Below are 15,400 nucleotides of genomic sequence, written 5' to 3' on the forward strand. Positions count from 1 at the left end.
CATGTGGTTCAACTCTATCATCCGGTGGCAAGCGGCGCGAGCCGCTATTTCCGCGAGATCGGCGAACGACTCGCGGCGGAAGGGCATCGCGTGACCGTGCTCGCCACCGACGCCTGTGACCTCGAACATATCTGGATGCCGGGCCGCCGCCGCATCGAGACGCCGGTCGAAACGTTCAACGGCGTGCAGATCGTTCGTCTGCCTATCCGCCGCCGTCCGGGACCGCCGATCCTCTACCCGGCGCTGCGCCGCTTGATGACCGAGATTTCGCGCCTGCCCGGCGCCGCGCCGCTGCTTCGTCGCCTGGCACTGTGGACGCCACAGTGGCCCGGTGTCGAGGCGTTCTTCGCGCAGTACGGTCCGTTCGACCTCGTGCATGCGACCAATATCACGCTCGATTTCGCCATTCTGCCGGCATATGCGTATGCGCAGCAGCGCGGCATTCCATTCATCTGCACGCCATTCATGCATCTGGGAGAACCTGGAAGCCGCGCTATCGTGCGCTACTACAGCATGCGCCATCAGATCGATGTGCTGCGCCAGAGTGATCGAGTGATGGTGATGACCGGCGTGGAGCGTGATTTTCTGGCAGCGCGCGGTGTGCCACGCGAGCGGCTGCGAGTGGTTGGCGTCGGCGTGACGCCAGAAGAAATACAGGGGGGTGACGGTGCGCGGTTTCGTGCCGATCACCGTGTCGATGGACCGCTGGTGTTGTTCATCGGCGCACTGGCATACGACAAAGGCGCCCTTCATTTGATCGAGGCGATGCAGCGTCTGTGGCGCGACGGACATGCGGCGACGCTGGCGCTCATTGGCGCACCGCTGGCGCATTTCGACGCCTTCTATGCGCGTCTTCCGGCGGCGGATCGGATGCGCATCCGCCTGCTGCCCTATGCTCCCGATGCAGTCAAGCGCGACGCACTGGCGGCGGCGGATGTTTTTGCGCTCCCATCACGCACCGACTCCTTCGGCATCGTGTTTTTGGAAGCCTGGTGCTATGGCGTGCCGGTGATCGGCGCGCGCGCTGGCGGCATTCCCGATGTCATCACCGATGGGCAGGACGGTCTGCTCGTGCGGTTTGGCGATGTTGCCGGGCTGGCGCAGGCGATCCGTCTGCTGATCGGCGACCGCGCGCTGGCGCAGCGGCTGGGCACAGCCGGGCGCGCCAAAACCCTGCGCGATCTGACGTGGGAGCGGGTCTATGCGCGAGCGCGCGCCGTTTATGCCGAGGTCGGCGGAGCGAATACGACCGGCTGTTGCGCAACTTTTGGCGGAGCGTGAGCGATTCCCTTGAAGAGTCCGCATGCTTGTCATTCCGAGCCCTTCGCTTCGCTCAGGGTAAACGCAGCGCGGAATCTGCACGGGTCGCGCACGACCCCGCGCGCTGCGCGGGGTACCATGCCGGATGTGCACCGGGAATTGGTATGAGAGGGGAGAGGCGAGAGGCGCGGGGTGAGAGGGGAGAGGGGAGAGGCGAGAGGGACGAGGCGCGGGGTGAGAGGGGAGAGGCGAGAGGGACAAGGCGCGGGGCGCGAGGGACGAGGCGCGGGGCGCGGGGTGATACCAATGACGCTTGACGATGCCGCATGCGTGTCATTCCGAGCGCAGCGACGGGTCATTCCGAGCGCAGCGACTTGTCATTCCGAGCGCAGCGCGGAATCGGCACGGGTTGCGCACGACCCCGCGCGCTGCGCGGGGTGACCATGCCGGATGGTCACAGGGAATTGGTGGCACAGAGTCAGCGCCGCTCGTCCGGCGCGCCGCCGACGCCGACCTGCACCGCGCCGCAGCCGCCAGCCGCTCGCTGCGCAGGTGGCACGCCGCCATCGTCTTGCTGATGAACGCGCCCGGTCGCCGATCCGCAGCGCGGCGCTTCCTCCGCATGATCATCGCAATACCCATGCCTTTCCAACGACCGAACCTGCCGGAACTGCGCCACAGCCCGAACCGCTTATCAACGCCATTCCGCTTCCGCCTGCCATTGCGCCCGACAGCGCACACCTGGCGCTGACAGCACTGCGTGTCGCGGGTCGTCTGGTTCCGCTGCTGCTTTTGGCGCTCGCCACCCGTATCGACACTCACGATGCCACGCGCGTGCTCGGTGACCAGAGTGCGCATGCGCTGGCAGCATGGCTCGAAGCCTGGGGGCGCCGACCGGTCGTTCAGTTTTTCCGCGCTTCCGGCGACCACATCTTCGATGCCACCATCCTTCAGTATCTTCTGGCAGATGCGCTGACCGCAGCGCTGGCAAGCGACACGACCCTGGCGCACGAAGCGGCGCGACTGCTGCGCCCGGCGGAAGCGCACTCATAACAATGGCGCATATTTTACCGAAACTTTACACAAGATTTATCATACGCTGAAAAAGGCTGCGTATTATTTTTCCACCATTCCAGATCATCGCCAGTTAACCGTACCCGAGGAAGATCTCCGCTGCGCAAACAGTGTCTGTTTGCCTCTGTTGCACGTTGGCAGCCGGGCGACCGCCCCGACTGCGGATGGTGTGTGCTGTATCGGTCAGGTTGCTGTACAGCGCCGTCCGGCGGTCCAACGTCACACTTCCTCAGCATCTGAAAGGAGGTGAGAAGTCGCAGTTTCTATCCCTCTCCGGTTGGTCGAGCGATGAGTGCGAATCGTCCCTGCATATGAGCAACGACGCCTGAGTAAAGCGCAAGGAGGCAAGCATGTCCGACATTGAAACCATGAGCCGTCAGGAACGGATCAATGCGTACTGGAAAGAGAACAACCGGTTGATTGCGATCCTGCTGATCATCTGGTTCTCCGTCGCCTACATTCCGCCGCTGTTCGTCAATCAGTTGAACCAGATCTCGATTGCCGGCTTCCCGCTTGGCTACTATTTCGGCAGCCAGTTCTCGCTGGTTGTGTTCGTTATCCTCATTTTCTACTACGCTTATGCAATGAACAAACTGGACGCGAAGTATCACCTGAAGGACCGGGATAAGTAACAGCGGAGGGAGCGACTTATGGCAGTCAATGAAGCAGTCAAACTGCGCAACAATCGCCTGGCGCAGTACTACGGCATGTTCACAGTTGGTCTGATTGTGTTCAGCCTGATCATGGGCGCACTGGAACTCGGCGCCGGCATGCCGAAAGCATGGATCGGTTGGACGTTCCTGATGCTGACGATGGGCATGTATGCCTTCATCGGCATTATGAGCCGCACCAAAATCCTGGATGAGTACTATGTCGCCGGGCGTAATGTGCCTGCGGTGTTCAACGGCATGGCGACCGGCGCCGACTGGATGAGCGCGGCGTCGTTCATTTCGATGGCGGGCACGCTCTACGCGCTCGGTTACGATGGGCTGGCGTACATCATGGGATGGACGGGCGGCTATGTGTTGCTGGCGCTCCTCTTTGCGCCCTATATCCGCAAGTTCGGTCAGTATACCATTCCCGACTTTGTCGGTGCGCGCTACGGCGGGCGCTGGCCCCGGTTGGTGGCGGCTATCTGCGCCATTATCGTCAGCCTGACGTATGTGACGGCGCAGGTGGTCGGCGTCGGCATCATCATGTCGCGCTTCATCGGCGTGCCGTATGAGTGGGGCGTGGTGATCGGTCTCTCCGGCGTGCTCGTCTGTTCCTTCCTGGGAGGCATGAAGGCGGTGACCTGGACGCAGGTGGCGCAGTATATTATCCTGATCATCGCCTATATGATTCCGGTGACCTTCCTCTCGCTCAAACTGACCGGTTTCCCCTTTCCGCAGTTGAGCTACGGGCAGGCGCTGCAAAACATCACTGTGCTGGAGAAGGAGTTGAAGATCTCGTCCGAAGCGCCAGCGCGCGATGGGACTGGACGCATCATTCAGCAGGGGTATGTTCCTGCCTACAATGAAGGGCTGAGCAACGCCGCTGCCGTAACGGCCATCAATCAGATCAATTCCTACTTTGGTCTGAATATTACCCCGCCGAAGGCGCAGTCGATCCCCGATGCCAGCAAACCGGCTGATGAAATTCAGACTGACTGGCGCGGCACGCCGTGGAATTTCCTGGCGCTGACATTCTGCCTCATGGTCGGCACCGCCGGGCTGCCGCACATTCTGATCCGCTTTTATACGGTGCCAAGTGTGCGTGAGAGCCGCCTGAGCGTCGGATGGGCGCTGTTCTTCATCTTCCTGCTCTACTTCACGGCGCCAGCGTATGCCGCGTTTGCGCGGTGGGAAATCTTGCAGAACGTGGTCGGCAAGGAGATTAAGTCGTTGCCGGAGTGGACGGTCAACTGGAGCCGCCTGGGTCTGATTACGCAGCGCGACTATACGACGCTCGACGGGCGCGAGATTGATAAACTGCCGGCCTGGGCTGCGCCACAGGTGAGAAGTGGTGCGCTGGTGATTACCGACGCGAATGGCAACGGCAAGATCGATCTGGCGGGTGCGACGTTTAGCGAGACCGAAGTCGATGGCAAGAAAGTCGGCGTCTTCGGCGAGCTGTCGGGCACCGCGGTTACCAAGACCAGCACTGATGGCATTCTGCAATTCGGTGAACTGAATATCGACCCGGATACGATTGTGCTCTCGACGCCGGAAATTGCCGGTCTGCCGTACACGGTCGCGGCGCTGATTGCGGCTGGTGGTCTGGCGGCGGCGCTCTCTACCGCCGACGGTCTGCTGGTGGTTATTTCGTCCGCCATTGCGCACGACTTCTACTATCGCATCATTAATCCGAAAGCCAGTATGAACACCCGCATCTGGCTCGGCAAAACGATGCTCGTGGTCGCTGCGGTCATTGCGGCGCTGCTCGCGTTGCCACGTCTGGCGCTGATTGCGCAGATGGTGGCGTGGGCATTCTCGATGGCGGCATCGTCGTTCTTCCCGGTGGTGTTGCTCGGCATCTTCTGGAAGCGCTGCAACGGTCCGGGCGCGATCGCCGGCATGGTTGGCGGCCTGTCGGTGACGCTCTTCTATATGTACAACAACTACCTCGATCCATCGTTCAATGTGCTGGGCATTACCCACCTGGCGGCGGGCATCTTTGGTATGCCGATCAACTTCCTCCTCTGCTACATCGTCAGCAAATTGACGGCGGCGCCGTCACAGGAGATTCAAGACCTCGTCGATCACCTGCGCAGCCCGGAACTCGATGATGAGTTGATGACCAGCATCGCAAGCGGCAAGCAGGCGGCTGGCGCGCGCTGAGCACGTCTTTCTTCGCTCTCGCTTCTCGCCCCTCTCTCGCAGGTCAACGCGGGAGAGGGGCGCAGCGCGCTCTCATGGATCGGAGCGTTTCTGATATACTATGCGCGGTTTTCTGATGATCGGCATCCCATAACACGCGCGAAGACGCGAAGCAGCGAAACGCTGCCTGCTTCGCCATGGTTTCCTGTGGCAGAAAGGACCGGGCATGGAAGAACATCATTCGCCAGTTGAGCTTCTGCCAATGCTGGCAGCGATCCTGATCGGCGCCAAACTGGCCGGGCGCTTGAGTCAGCGCCTTGGTTTGCCTGCCGTCTTCGGAGAACTGGTGCTCGGTCTGGTGCTCGGTCCATCGCTGCTCAACCTGATCCGCCCCAATGATCCGCTGGCGTTGCTGGCGGAAGTAGGGGTCATTCTGCTGATGTTCCGCGCCGGATTGGAAACCGACCTGGTGCAAATGCGGCAGGTGGGGCTTGCGGCAACGATGGTCGCGCTTGGCGGCGTGCTTCTGCCGTTTGGCGGCGGGTTTGCGCTCGGCCGGCTCTTTGGGTTGGATATGCTGCCTTCCTTGTTCGTCGGCGCGGTGCTGACCGCTACGTCGGTGTCGATTTCGGCGGAAGTGCTGCGTGAACTTGGTCATCTGCGCAGTAAAGTGGGTGCAACTATTCTCGGCGCCGCAGTGATCGACGATGTGCTTGGCGTACTGGTGCTCTCGCTCGTGCTGGGTCTGGCAGGTGAAGGCAATCCCCTCGTGGCGATCGGTCAGATGGCGATTTTCTTCCCGGCTGCCTGGCTTGTTGGTGATAAACTGCTGCCGCAGTTGCGCAAAATCGAGCACCTTGCCGGTGGGCAGGATACGGTGCTTGCAATTCTGCTGGGGCTGGTGATGCTGTTCGCCTGGGCTGCCGAGGCGCTGGGGAGCGTCGCCGATATTACCGGCGCGTATTTGTTGGGGATTGTCGTGGCGCGCTACACCGACGAGGAGCACGTGGTGCACCACGGCAGTTCAGCGCTTGCCTATGCCTTTGTCGTGCCGGTATTCTTCGTCAACATTGGGCTGGAAGCCAACGTTACGACACTTGGCGCGATGCCGCTATTCACTATCATAATGGTGGCGCTCGCAATTGCCGGAAAAGTCGTTGGTTGCGGCGTCGGCGCGATGGCGATGCGTCTCTCGTGGCGCGAAGCAGTGCAGATCGGCGTTGGCATGGTCGCTCGCGGTGAAGTGGCGCTGGTGATGATCGCCGCCGGGCGCGCCGCCGGGCTGGTCAACGACGTGCTCTTCACCTCGACGATTGTGATGGCGCTGCTCACGACGCTGATCACGCCGCCGCTGCTGCGTCTGGCGTTCGCGCATCCGAAGCCGCCGCCAGCCGGGGAGCGGAGCGCTGTGATCGAAGCGGCGGAATAAAAACCTTATACCAATTCCCGGTGCACATCCGGCATGGTCACCCCGCGCAGCGCGCGGGGTCGTGCGCAACCCGCTTCGATTCCGCGCTGCGCTCGGAATGACCCGTCGCTGCGCTCGGAATGACCCGTCGCTGCGCTCGGAATGACACGCATGCGGCATCGTCAAGCGTCATTGGTATCACCCCGCGCCTCTCGCCTCTCCCCTCTCACCCCGCGCCTCTCGCCTCTCCCCTCTCACCCCGCGCCTCTCGCCTCTCCCCTCTCACCCCGCGCCTCTCGCCTCTCCCCTCTCACCCCGCGCCTTGTCCCTCTCGCCTCTCCCCTCTCACCCCGCGCCTTGTCCCTCTCGCCTCTCCCCTCTCACCCCGCGCCTCTCGCCTCTCCCCTCTCACCCCGCGCCTCTCGCCTCTCCCCTCTCACCCCGCGCCTTGTCCCTCTCGCCTCTCCCCTCTCACCCCGCGCCTCTCGCCTCTCCCCTCTCATACCAATTCCCGGTGCACATCCGGCATGGTCACCCCGCGCCGCGCGCGGGGTCGTGCGCGACCCGCGCAGATTCCGCGCTGCGTTTACCCTGAGCGAAGCGAAGGGCTCGGAATGACACGCATGCGGCATCGTCAAGCGTCATTGGTATTACCCGCTCATGCGCGCAATCCAGCGGTGCGGTGCGCGGATTTCGTCCATCGTCGGCAGGTTCTCTGGCCGCTCCCAAATGCGGTTGGCAAAGTCGGCGCCACAGGCGGCAACAACCGCGTTGATGAACGCCTCACCCTGCTGGTATTGTGCCAGTTTCAGGTCCATGCCGGTGATGCGATTGAATGCCTCTTCGATCAGAGGACGACGCAACTGACGCTGGCGCACTCGCGCTTCGATGGACGGATAACTGGGGAGCAACTGCGCGCCGATGGCGTTCATGATGTGGTTGGAGTATCCCTCAACGACCGACATCAACGCCTGCATACGGGTGAAGATTTCCCGCTGCTCCGGCGTCAACATCAACTCGATCCAGTGGTGGTCGATCGGTTGCCCCTGCAACAGGCGTTCGATCAGACGCACAATGCCGACGCTGAGCATGGCCGCCTGATCGTTCACCCGACCAATAAATTGCCGCAGCAGGTCCTGAAAGTACGCGCGCACCCAGGGAAACGCCTCGAACTCGAAAACATGCGTGGTTTCGTGGAGCGCGATCCACATGCGGAAATCGTCGCCGTTGAGTCCGAGTTGGGCGCAGATGCGCGCGATGTTCGGTTCGACAAAGTAGAGCGCGCCGCGCAGGTCTGGGTCGGGCGATAGCAGGCCGAGATCGTACTGCCCGAGCACGCGCCGTGCCAGAAAGCCAATCAGCGCCCCCACCTGCATGCCGATCAACTGGCTGTTGAGTTGCCCGATCAGAATGCCGACCATTCCCTGACGCGCGCTCACCTCGTCGTACAACTCTTCGAGCGGTGCAAAGAGCGACTGAAACGCAGCGAGATTCGCTTCAATCCATTCTGCCCGGTCGAACACATAGATTCGGTCGATTGGCTGGGGCAGCCGCACTCCCATATAGGCGGATATCAGCGGCTCGCTGCGCTGCACCATGCGGCGATACTGTTCCTGGCGCGCTGCGCGATCAACCACCGGCGCCAGGTACGATTGCGACACCGCCACACCAATATTCCGTGCCTGAAGCCAGTCGATCATGCGCGGACGCGGCATACCGCTTGCGGCGCGGTTCACCAGGTAGCGCGCGCCTGCGCCGGCAACAAACGCCAGAAGCAATGCCGCGCCAAGACGGCGTGTCATACGGGTAGTATTGAGAGGCACTGGTTGCTATCCTATCACTGAGTGAAGGATGGCGGCTTCTGCCCGCGTCGTTCAGCCGCGGTGCGCACCATCTCCTTCAAATCGTCGTCGGTGATCAGAAACGTCTCGTAACTTGATGTCCCGATCTCTTTCTTCTCTCGCACCCGTCCCTGAAGAACCAACCCGTCCTCGATTTCGATGATGCGCACATCGGTATAGCCGTGTTCGTCTATATAAAGCCCAATCGCGCGCAGCACATCCTGATAGTCGGTTTTCTCCAACCCGCGAAAGAGTTTCATCCCAGCCACCTCCCCTTGTGCGGCGGCTCTGTTTTGCGCTGATCGCGCATCTGCTGAATAATGTAGCGCAGCTCCTCGTGTGAGAGCACAAAATCAGCCACTACCCGAATAAACCCCTGCGCTGTACTTTGATAGGTGACTCCTGAGATGATCCAACCGCGATCGAACTCAAGAATGGCGACTTCGTTGAGGTGCTGCTGCTGAATGAATTGCCCTAGCGAACGGAGTAGCTCTGGGTAGTCGATGCGTTCGTGTTGCATCGTGGTGGTTACTCCTTACGGGTGTGCGCTTTCGAGGTGCATCATATCGGCTTCGGCGGGTGACAACGATGGTCGGACCGCGCGATGAATAAGCCGCATTGCGTATCTTTCAGATTCAGACAGGGCGCGTGAGATATGACCATGTTTCGAAAAATTGTAGCATGTCTGTCAGGCGAGAGCAAGAGGATGGTGTTACGATGTGGTTAAGAGATTGAGGTCAGGGGTTAGGGTTTGGGAGATTGGTTCTCGGTTCTCAGTTCTCACGCGGCGGTTCGAGTTTGCGCACCAGGCTGAGCGCCGGGTCGATCACCAATTCGCCATAGTCGGGGAAACGGACCGTCAGCATTTCTCGATCATCTTCGATGCGGCTGTCGAGCACCTCACCGTCACCGTAGGGCAGGCAGAAAATGCGGTCGCCAGGGACAAATCGCGGTTGCACTTCCGTTTCGCGCGCCGACGTCGCACGGGTAACGCGCCCCTTTACCCGCTCACGCTGCTCGCGCTGCCGTCGTAACCGTTCGATCAGCGCTGCGGCGTCGGGCGCTTCGCTGCGCTCGTCGTTCTGTACAGCGTTTGGCTGTGATGGTTCGGTTGTTTCCGGCGCCGACGGCGCGATGCGCTGCATCGATTTCCGCTCGTCGGGCGCAGGCTGCGCCGGTTCAGCGCGCGGCGCTAGCGGCGGTTCGGGGGATGGGAACGGTTGGCGCCGATCCCGGCGCGTGGCGGATAATTGGGGGTCACACGACGATCCGACGGTCCGGCGCCGTTCGCTCTGCGGATCTGGCGGTGACGGCGCCGGTGATGCGTTGCGGCGTGGCGTTTCAACGGGCGCCCGACCGAGCAGGGCGAGCAACCAGTCCTGCTCGACGCGGCTCAACGGTTCGAGCAGCGGGTCGGCGCGACATGCCAGCGCTACATCGTAGGCGATGGGCAACACATCCTCGGCGTTCTGGTAGAGCCACTGCGCCAGACCGTTTCCACCCGGTTGCGCATCGACGAAAAACAATCGCCGTCGTTCGTGGTCGTAGAACGGCACGAGATCGGTGAACGACGCCAGGGCGCGCAGCGCGACCGCTGCCGTCAGGCACCACCCGACAAATTGCCCCTGCACCTGGATCGCGACCGGTAGTTCGAACCAGCAAGCGGGTGCGATCCAGCGGCTTTCGTGCGGCGCATTGAGCGCCGTGTCAACGGGAGATGCGCCAGGCGACAACTCGCGCCAACCGTAGATCGTCTCGTGCGCCACGACCCGCCCCCATAGCATCCGCTGATCTTGGGTCATCGCGCGCTCCTCGTGGAGATCGCGGATAACGACTTGCCCGCGACGCAGCGGATAGGTGCGTCGTCCACTCGTTTCCAAACGCAACGAGATGCTCCCCTCTTCTTCATCGCGCATCACCACGCGCAGCCCGCCGACTCCCGGCGGCAGCGCGGCGCCCGCAAATGCCCAGCGTTCAAAAAGGGTTGGGTCGAGACATTCGCGAATGCGCGGTTGTTCCGAGCGCGCGGTAATCGCACCGCCGCTGGCTGCCAGCACACTGAACTCTGCATACGGATCGTACTCGCCTGCCGGGATCCAGATCGACTCATCGCCAGGGAGTTCGATCAACTGCTGATGTGCTGCCATCCGCGCAACGATCTCCGCACATCCCCAGGCATCGACATCGGCGGCGGTCAGCGGCAGTTCACTGGCGGCGCACGCGACGTGTTGCGCCAGCACGTAGACGTTTGCCGGCGGCGGAACCCAGGCGGTCAGTGGTCCGTCGAGTACGACGGACACCTGCCGTGCCAGCGCCTGTTCCTGCGGCAACTCGCCAAGCACGACGATCACTGCCTGATACCCGGACGCCAGCAGACGCCGGAAGGCGCTGATCGAACCGGGAAAACCGGCGCAGACGAGCACCTGCGCCGGTTGCAGGTCGGAACCGACCGTGACATCCGCTGAGTCGCCAATGGCAGCCGCAAGCGCCACGCGCACGAGCGCATCGCACAGCACATGTACCCGGTACGACTGCCGCCGCCACTGCGTGACCAGTTCGATGGTTTCGCGCAGCCAGGCGCCGCCTCCCTGCCAGATCGCCGCAACTGTCGCCGGGCGCGGTCCATCGTCGGCATCGATGACGCGCCAGGACCGGCCGAGTAGTGCGTGCAACGCAGGCGCAGGATCGTTCAATCGCATCAATGACGCCAAAAAGCCGGGCGCAGCGCCATGCGCCGCCGCAACGCGATAGGCGCGCATGAGCAGATCGGCGAGGTGCGCGCCGGCGACGCCGGTAAACCGGTGCACATCCGGGAGCACGATCAGGCGTAATCCGTTCCAGAAGGCGCTCCAGGCGCGCTGATGATGACGCAGTACCCGATCATGCAGCGCCTCAGGCGTTGCAATGACCATTCGTGCAAAGGGGTTGACGCGCAGCGCTGTGGTGGACGTTGCCGGAACCTGAAGTGGGCGCGGCAACGACTGATTGGCATCATCAAATGCTGCGTACAGCGCGCGCGCGTGGCTGTCATCAAACGCCAGCATTAAGGTGGTTGCGCCGTGCGCCTCGGCAAGCGCCGCGCGCGCCAGCAGGTGCAACGTTGCCCCAATATCACCGGATACCGCGCGCAACGCCACCGGCTCGCCGCGTCGCAGCGCCGCCAGCGCGTGTGCCTGGTGTGGGCGAAATGGTTCCCCGGTGTACGCGAGCCAAACCTGCACCAGTTGTGGGTCGATCGGCAGATGGCTGATGCGCTCGCCGGGCATGTCGTCCAGCGTGCGCAGCATGATCAATGGGGTTGAGTCGCCCCGTCCGCGTTGCCGCGCAATCGCCTGAATGATGTCGCTGATGCTTTGCACGTGTGAGAACCGAGAACTGAGAACCAAGAACCGAAAACCTGATCTCTAACTCCTCACTCCAATACCTTTCGAATAAGCTCATACAAAGGCGCAAAGGCTCCACGCTTTCGCCTCGTCGATGATGGCTCGTCGTCCTTATTTGAAAGGTATTGCTCCTAACTCCTCATTCCTAACTCCTAATTCTAGCACACGGCGTGATTATTGTCCGACGACCACACACTCGACTGACGGATACGGATTGGAGTCGTAATCGACGATACCAGGAGTTGGCACCGCATCGCCGGTGATCTGGCAGCGCACATCGCCGAACTCTGCCGTGCCTGCGGCTATCAGACGCACATCGAAATCGAACGCCACCTCGATGGTCTTGAACCAGGGTGGCACAATGGCATTGCCAACCACAACCTCAGTATCGCCAATTTCATAGGAAATCTCAACCTGAGGCTGCGTTCCATCGACGAGCAACGTCAGTGTGCGTACTCCAGGCGTCGGTGAAGGCATTGCAGTGACGGTGACGGCGACCACCGTCGGCGTGGTCGTTGGCGTGGCGGTTAGTTGCGCGGGTATCGCCGTGAACGTAGCGGTTGGCGTCGGCGGCGTCGGGGTGGCGGTTGGTGTTGGGAGCGCCGTCGTTGCCGCCGGTGTTGGCGACGGAGATGATGGAACAAGTGATGCCGTTGGCGTGGCAGTCGATAACAGTATGGTTGGCGCCGCGGTGAGAGCGACGGCTGGCGTCGCAGCGGGAGCGGCGGTTGGCGTCGCGGTGGGAGCGGCGGTTGGCGTCGCAGCGGGAGCGGCGGTTGGCGTCGCGGCGGGAGCGGTGGGAGCGACGGTTGGCGTTGCAGTGGACGTTAGCGACGGAGTGGCGGACGGCGTCGTAAGCGGCAGCGCCTCGGTTGCGCGCATAACCGTGGACTGTGGAGCGGAGAGGCTCCCTCCAAAACGCGCGATCAGAATGATCACTCCGGTAAGAAACGCCAGCGCCGCCAGGATCAACTGGATGCTCGGACGCTGCGATGGGAGCGGGTTCATGCGTCTCTTTCCAGCGAACTGCGTTGGTCAGCGATTGTACCGTGTTTCACATTCGGTTGTCAATGCTTCAGGGTTGGCGCGTGGAACGCTCGCACAGCACAAACGAACCGCCTTTCCCAATGCGATAATCGTAGTCGCGGTCGCCGACCCGCAGGACAACGCGGTACCCTTCGATCTGCACCTGCGGATAGATCATACCGGGTTGCGGGCAGCCGAGCGATCCATCGTTCCAGATCACCGCTTCTGCGCCGATCAGTGTGATCGTTGACGGATCGCTGCCGCTCCGCACCGACAGGTCACCGATCAGACGTGCGAGCAGGTCCGCCGGGAGGATCGCCTGCTCTCCGATATTCACCGGCGGCGGTTGCGCTTCCGGCGTCGGCAGCGTCAGTGCTGTGACCTGCGGCGGGGGCGCGGGAAGTGACACGGTCGGCGCCGCAGTGACCATGGACTGTGGCGCAGGAGAGGGGACCGGCGCCATCGTAGCCGTTGACGGCGGTGTGGGAGGTGGCGCCGCCGGCGTTGCAGCAGTTTCCGGCGCGGCGTCTACGACAGACGGCGCCGCTGCCGGTGTTTCGGCAGCGGGTGAAGCCGATGGTTCGGCTATCAGGTTTTGCCCGGGTTCACCGGTGGGGAGCGGCGCTGCCGATGGCAGCAACGGCTCACCCGCCGGGGGAACGGACGTGTCGCCTCGTGTGGCGGTAGGGGCGCCGCACGCAGCGAGCATAAGGATCAAACCGCCTGTGAGCAGGAGAAAGCGCATGGTTCCGTCCCTCCATGAGAAAAACACAACCCATACTGCGGCTGAAGATTAACAGACGGGCATACGCTGCACATCCTCTCATACCAATGACCTGTGACCATGCGGCATGGTCACCCCGAGCAGCGCGAGGGGTCTTGCGCGACCCGCTCAGATTCCTCGCTGCGCTCGGAATGACCCGTCGCTGCGCTCGGAATGACCCGTCGCTGCGCTCGGAATGACCCGTCGCTGCGCTCGGAATGACCCGTCGCTGCGCTCGGAATGACACGCATGCGGCATCTTCAATCGTCATTGGTATAATCTGCAAGCGAATGAACGTGAAATACATCCAGTAAATCTGCGCTGGCAGATCGCGCGCCCGCTGAGCGGGCGAAAGCCCTCGCTCAGGACGTGGAAGCCCCGCAGGGGCTTTCATGATCTCAGCAAGGGCTTCAGCCCGCAGCGCCCAGGAAAACCGGACAGTTTTCTTGATTGTCATCAACCGCCCGGCGTAATCAACGACGTGTCTACCCCTTCAACGCCGAACCGGCCCGATTTGTTCCATAAAAAAGAACCCCGATCGTGCCGATAGGGCGCGATCGGGGGTGAAGGACGCGATGTTGGCGCTACCGCACCTTGATCGCGCGCGCTTCGTTACCGGACGGACCGTAAGAGAACATGAGCAGGATGCCGGACTCGGTCGTGGTCGCAGTTGAGCCGGTAGTGAAGATCCGCAACGATGTGCTCCCGCCTCCCGGCGCCGTGCCGAATCCCAATGGACTCAGGTAGAACGAGTCGACATACCGTGGTGCGCCGATCACCGTGCTCATGCCGTCAATGGAACTCAGCTCGTTTCCTGTGAAATAGTTGTCATAGACATACGCATCCACGTTGATCTGCTGGCCCGGCGACGTGACGCCGATCTGCTCGCCGCAGATCGTCACAATCGTGTTCGCGCTGTTCGTCGGGTGCTCGGTGAAGAAGAAAGCACGGAAAGGACCCGCAGGCGGACCAACGAAGAATGCATTCTGTCCAGACGAGGCGAATGTTCCTACCTCCGACGTAAAGCCGATGTAGTCAGGCGTGCCATCGCGGTTGGTATCGAAGAGAAGATCAAACTCTACCGGATAGTTCGAATGCGTGATACGCTGGTGAGTGTTGATAGCGAACCGGATCAAGAGCGATGACGTGCAGAAGGTCGGAGGCACGCCATAGGTCGCCACCCCGACATACCGCAGGTCCATCGGCGGCGCCTGCTGCCCTGCGCCCGGTGATGCTGTCACGAACGGATTCTCGCCGATCAGCGCGAAGGTCTCGACATCGACCGGATTGACGCCGTTATTGGTCAGCTGCAGGGCGAATCCTGGAGCATTGTCTGCACACGCCGCAAACCTGCTGCACCGGCAACGCACCTGATGGATGCTTCTATGGGTTGTGGCTTTAACGAGATATATGTATTATACCTGTCATGTTCCAGACCATCCAGGATGTCTTCCAGCGCGCCAAAACGGGATTCATATGGTTCTGATAACCAACATTGTGGATTGGTACAGAAAGAGAGATGAAAAGACTGTTATCTGAAAGAGGGGCGCGGCAATGCGCCTGCGTCGTTCCGAAACATCCGGCGGTGCGTCGGTGAGAGACGCCAAACCGGCGACCGGCGCGCGAGTGTTGGGACCCCCTGAAACCTTTTGACACCCATCACGATCGGCAACCGCAAACGCGAGATGTCGGTAGAGATCGTCATTGCTCTGCGCCCTTCCACAAGGACGGTGATGGCGTAAATTCCTGATAACAATCTTTTCATTTACCGGCGGCGTTGATCCGGTTTTCCTCATTCTGTTGCTCTGAACCACGTTTCCCGCAACTATCTGTTCGTATCTTGACAC

General features: G+C 61.7%; 12 protein-coding genes. 5 read left to right on the top strand and 7 right to left on the bottom strand.

Annotated features, from left to right (window positions below; all coding sequences use genetic code 11):
* Positions 1–3 precede the first annotated feature (3 nt).
* The 5 genes from RCAS_RS11670 to RCAS_RS11690 all read left to right on the top strand — a co-directional run bounded on the left by RCAS_RS11670 (position 4) and on the right by RCAS_RS11690 (position 6,561).
* Positions 4–1,281 (top strand): glycosyltransferase family 4 protein, encoded by a 1,278-nt coding sequence (locus RCAS_RS11670; protein ID WP_232279995.1) that lies wholly within the window; start codon positions 4–6, stop codon positions 1,279–1,281.
* A 429-nt stretch (positions 1,282–1,710) separates the two neighbouring features.
* Positions 1,711–2,313 (top strand): hypothetical protein, encoded by a 603-nt coding sequence (locus RCAS_RS11675; RefSeq protein WP_012120769.1) that lies wholly within the window; start codon positions 1,711–1,713, stop codon positions 2,311–2,313.
* A gap of 371 nt (positions 2,314–2,684) precedes the next feature.
* Positions 2,685–2,966, top strand: a complete 282-nt coding sequence (locus RCAS_RS11680) for a DUF4212 domain-containing protein (RefSeq protein ID WP_012120770.1) — start codon at positions 2,685–2,687, stop codon at positions 2,964–2,966.
* A gap of 18 nt (positions 2,967–2,984) precedes the next feature.
* Positions 2,985–5,153, top strand: a complete 2,169-nt coding sequence (locus tag RCAS_RS11685) for a sodium:solute symporter family protein (RefSeq protein WP_012120771.1) — start codon at positions 2,985–2,987, stop codon at positions 5,151–5,153.
* 205 nt (positions 5,154–5,358) lie between these two features.
* The gene (locus RCAS_RS11690; RefSeq protein ID WP_012120772.1) at positions 5,359–6,561 is read left to right on the top strand and encodes a cation:proton antiporter; all 1,203 of its coding nucleotides are present in this window, start codon (positions 5,359–5,361) and stop codon (positions 6,559–6,561) included.
* A gap of 629 nt (positions 6,562–7,190) precedes the next feature.
* On the opposite strand, the gene RCAS_RS11695 is transcribed toward RCAS_RS11690, so the two are convergent.
* From RCAS_RS11695 to RCAS_RS11725, 7 genes are all read right to left on the bottom strand, one after another.
* Entirely contained in the window at positions 7,191–8,363 is a 1,173-nt protein-coding gene (locus RCAS_RS11695) for a zinc-dependent metalloprotease (protein ID WP_012120773.1), read from the bottom strand.
* 14 nt (positions 8,364–8,377) lie between these two features.
* Positions 8,378–8,641 carry a hypothetical protein gene (locus RCAS_RS11700; protein ID WP_012120774.1) on the bottom strand — a complete coding sequence of 88 codons (264 nt, stop codon included), beginning with the start codon at positions 8,639–8,641 and terminating at the stop codon, positions 8,378–8,380.
* Positions 8,638–8,901: a hypothetical protein gene (locus tag RCAS_RS11705; RefSeq protein WP_012120775.1), complete on the bottom strand. Its 264-nt coding sequence runs from the start codon at positions 8,899–8,901 to the stop codon at positions 8,638–8,640. The genes RCAS_RS11700 and RCAS_RS11705 overlap by 4 nt, the downstream gene beginning before the upstream one ends.
* A gap of 253 nt (positions 8,902–9,154) precedes the next feature.
* Positions 9,155–11,740, bottom strand: coding sequence for a helicase (locus RCAS_RS11710; RefSeq protein WP_157042630.1), 2,586 nt, complete (start codon positions 11,738–11,740; stop codon positions 9,155–9,157).
* Between the two features lie 198 nt (positions 11,741–11,938).
* The gene (locus tag RCAS_RS11715) at positions 11,939–12,772 is read right to left on the bottom strand and encodes a hypothetical protein (protein WP_012120777.1); all 834 of its coding nucleotides are present in this window, start codon (positions 12,770–12,772) and stop codon (positions 11,939–11,941) included.
* Positions 12,773–12,839: 67 nt separating this feature from the next.
* The gene (locus RCAS_RS23330; RefSeq protein WP_012120778.1) at positions 12,840–13,535 is read right to left on the bottom strand and encodes a hypothetical protein; all 696 of its coding nucleotides are present in this window, start codon (positions 13,533–13,535) and stop codon (positions 12,840–12,842) included.
* 602 nt (positions 13,536–14,137) lie between these two features.
* Positions 14,138–14,794 (bottom strand): hypothetical protein, encoded by a 657-nt coding sequence (locus RCAS_RS11725; protein WP_157042631.1) that lies wholly within the window; start codon positions 14,792–14,794, stop codon positions 14,138–14,140.
* Positions 14,795–15,400 lie beyond the last annotated feature (606 nt).

The sequence above is a fragment of the Roseiflexus castenholzii DSM 13941 genome (assembly GCF_000017805.1).
Classification (GTDB): Bacteria; Chloroflexota; Chloroflexia; order Chloroflexales; family Roseiflexaceae; genus Roseiflexus; species Roseiflexus castenholzii.